Origin of the sequence: Novosphingobium sp. AAP93, from assembly GCF_001296055.1 — a bacterium.
GTDB lineage: Bacteria > Pseudomonadota > Alphaproteobacteria > Sphingomonadales > Sphingomonadaceae > Novosphingobium.
Genome location: NZ_LJHZ01000067.1, coordinates 1 through 2,335, shown reverse-complemented (window position 1 = coordinate 2,335; position 2,335 = coordinate 1). Strand labels below are relative to the sequence as shown.

The 2,335-nt window shown below is 51.8% G+C and carries 3 protein-coding genes; all 3 read right to left on the bottom strand.

Going from position 1 to position 2,335, the window contains the following annotated elements; translation table 11 throughout:
* Positions 1 to 6 precede the first annotated feature (6 nt).
* Positions 7 to 384, bottom strand: coding sequence for a hypothetical protein (locus IP83_RS11300; RefSeq protein ID WP_054122327.1), 378 nt, complete (start codon positions 382 to 384; stop codon positions 7 to 9).
* A gap of 383 nt (positions 385 to 767) precedes the next feature.
* Complete coding sequence (locus tag IP83_RS11295; RefSeq protein ID WP_156309682.1) at positions 768 to 1,505, bottom strand: hypothetical protein; 738 nt, start codon at positions 1,503 to 1,505, stop codon at positions 768 to 770.
* A 7-nt stretch (positions 1,506 to 1,512) separates the two neighbouring features.
* The coding region (locus IP83_RS20665) for a hypothetical protein (RefSeq protein WP_197274345.1) at positions 1,513 to 2,335 on the bottom strand (823 nt) is incomplete at its 5' end.

The following is a 2,335-nucleotide window of genomic DNA, read 5'->3' as shown; positions in this document are numbered from 1 at the left end:
CTTGAATCAACCAATCACCGTCTGCGCAAGCAATTTAATGGGTCCTGACCCTAGTCCCTTGCTGTTGTAACTTGCGGTACGCTGGTAGACCGAATTTGTCGCCGGGTTTGTCGAGACATAGCCGCTGGCGCTGTATTCGCGGTAGTCCGTCACCCGGCCCATGGCGTCGCGGGTGAAGCGGGCGCGGACGGTATTGCCAATGCTTGTGGATGAGAGATAGCCATCGGCGGAGTAGTTGTAGGTCTCATTATTGACGGTTTCGACAAAATCGTTGGGATAGTGGCCGCCGAAATCAGCCCTGCCGCCGCCAACATTGGCGTAGCTGTAGTTCGTGGAACTCTTGCGGTCTCCTGACAGGAATTTGGGGATTGTTGCACGTGTCAACGTAACCCCGTTTCTGCAGCTCTATAAACGGTTCAGGATCAGCGCGACGCCAGGGACAGCCCGCCCGACCGCGGCATACAATGTAATACAGACAACCCATTGATCCGGCTCGGTTATCTCCCGCCGCATCACCTCGTATTGCAACGCCAGACAGCCCGTAGCACAATGCTTACACAGCAATATCAACCGCTTGACCGCAAACCAGACCAACGGGCGCCGTGTAGGGTGTGCATGCCCTGTTGGTGATCCGGCGCTCGATGATGCGCTTGGGGGGGATAGGGGGCTGAGCGAGATTGATGGGGGATTTGACGGAGGAGACAATAAGTACATTCATTAAAACGGCGCAGTATTTCGACGTTTTTTAGCATCCTAAATTTAACCTACTAATCGCACCAATTCCACTTATGAATCATATTTCCTTCCCATTCGAGATATTTCAATATTGCTGCCAACCTATAATCAATAACATAAATATTATCTGGCCCACCGCCCATGTAAGCGGGCCCCCCTCCATAAAAAGGGTCATTTGCACGTCTTTTGTAATTTATATCGGCCACTCCCGCCAAAGTTTCGACCTGCCCCGTCTCTCCTAAAGCATCCAGAAGGTCAAAATACGTTCGGAAGGTCTCTGCAGCGAGCATTTGCCGTTTCTTCGTGGCAAGGCGCTCCAAAAGCTCAGTAACACCATCGCGCCATTCCCGCCCTTCGAGCGCATCCAACACATGATAGTCTAGAGCAACATCGGCGTACTGACTCTTGTCCTCACGAATGCGAGACAGCCCGTCCTCAGGCAATTTCACTGGCAGATCTAGCAAGTAAGATATGTAGCGAACCAGATTCCAAACATCCCCATAGCCCATGATCGCATCATCATTAAGCCGCCAATCTACAATTGCAGCCAGCATTTTTTGCGATGTGGTCAATGCTGCCTTCATGTCCTCGATAGGCGATTTTCCCTGCCGCCAATAAAGAAGGGCAATTTCAAATTCTTTTTCCAGAGCGACACATAGATTTTGGTAAACTTGCTCGTGCTCGCCTTGCGCAACCATAAGGGCATTAGCAGTAATAATATTATTAAGCTGCAGTCGACGGTTTGCGATCATTTTTTCTGTCTGTTTCATATCGCCATCAAGGTACAATAGTTGCGGGGTGTATACCAGCGCCAGTTAGAGGCAACTGATAGGTTCGGCGGCTACCGTAAAAACTGGTAAAGCTATCAAGGTTTCTCGTGAGGCGTGCATTTTGTAGATCAAAAGCCACGTTACCATGGGCACCGTTGCCGAAATCGATGTATCTTTGCAATCTAGTATCAATGAACCTTGCGGAACCCTGCGTAATGCCCAGTGTGTCGGTGGAAAGTGCAGACAGCGAAGTTTGCGACATGCCACCCTTGGCTTCCCAAATTGCGTAACGCCGCGTCGCGCTGCTTTGCAAGGCTAGGTCGATACCCTGATTCCCACGATACGTCAGCGAAGGCAGGACTTTATCGTAACCCAACCGCAGCCCTTCACGCTGCGCGTAGACCAGTCCCTTCGCCTCGCTAAGCGACCCAGTCTGTTGCACAGCAGCATATAGGTTGCTCCGACTCACCGCGTCGAGTGTCGCTCGGCTTCCGGTAGTAGCAACACTGTCAATGAAGCCCAATCCTAAACGTGCCAAGCCTCCTTCGAAGAGCCCCGGGAGCGCACCAATTCCAAGGGTTGCAACCCCATCGTAAAGGAAATTGACGACGACCCCGCCATCGCCAATTGGTGGATCGTAGATCGGGAATTTGTCTAGCCTTGGAACTCTGAAGCTTCCATCAACGCCAACATTAGCAATCCCAGTATAACCAGCAGCGGCCGCGTCAGTGCAAACCACGCCATTATCAGAGCCTGGATTCAAAGGCTGAGATATGACCTGCCCCCCGTTGGCGCCCTCGATTTGATGTAGAGTCTGCCCCAACGAAGGA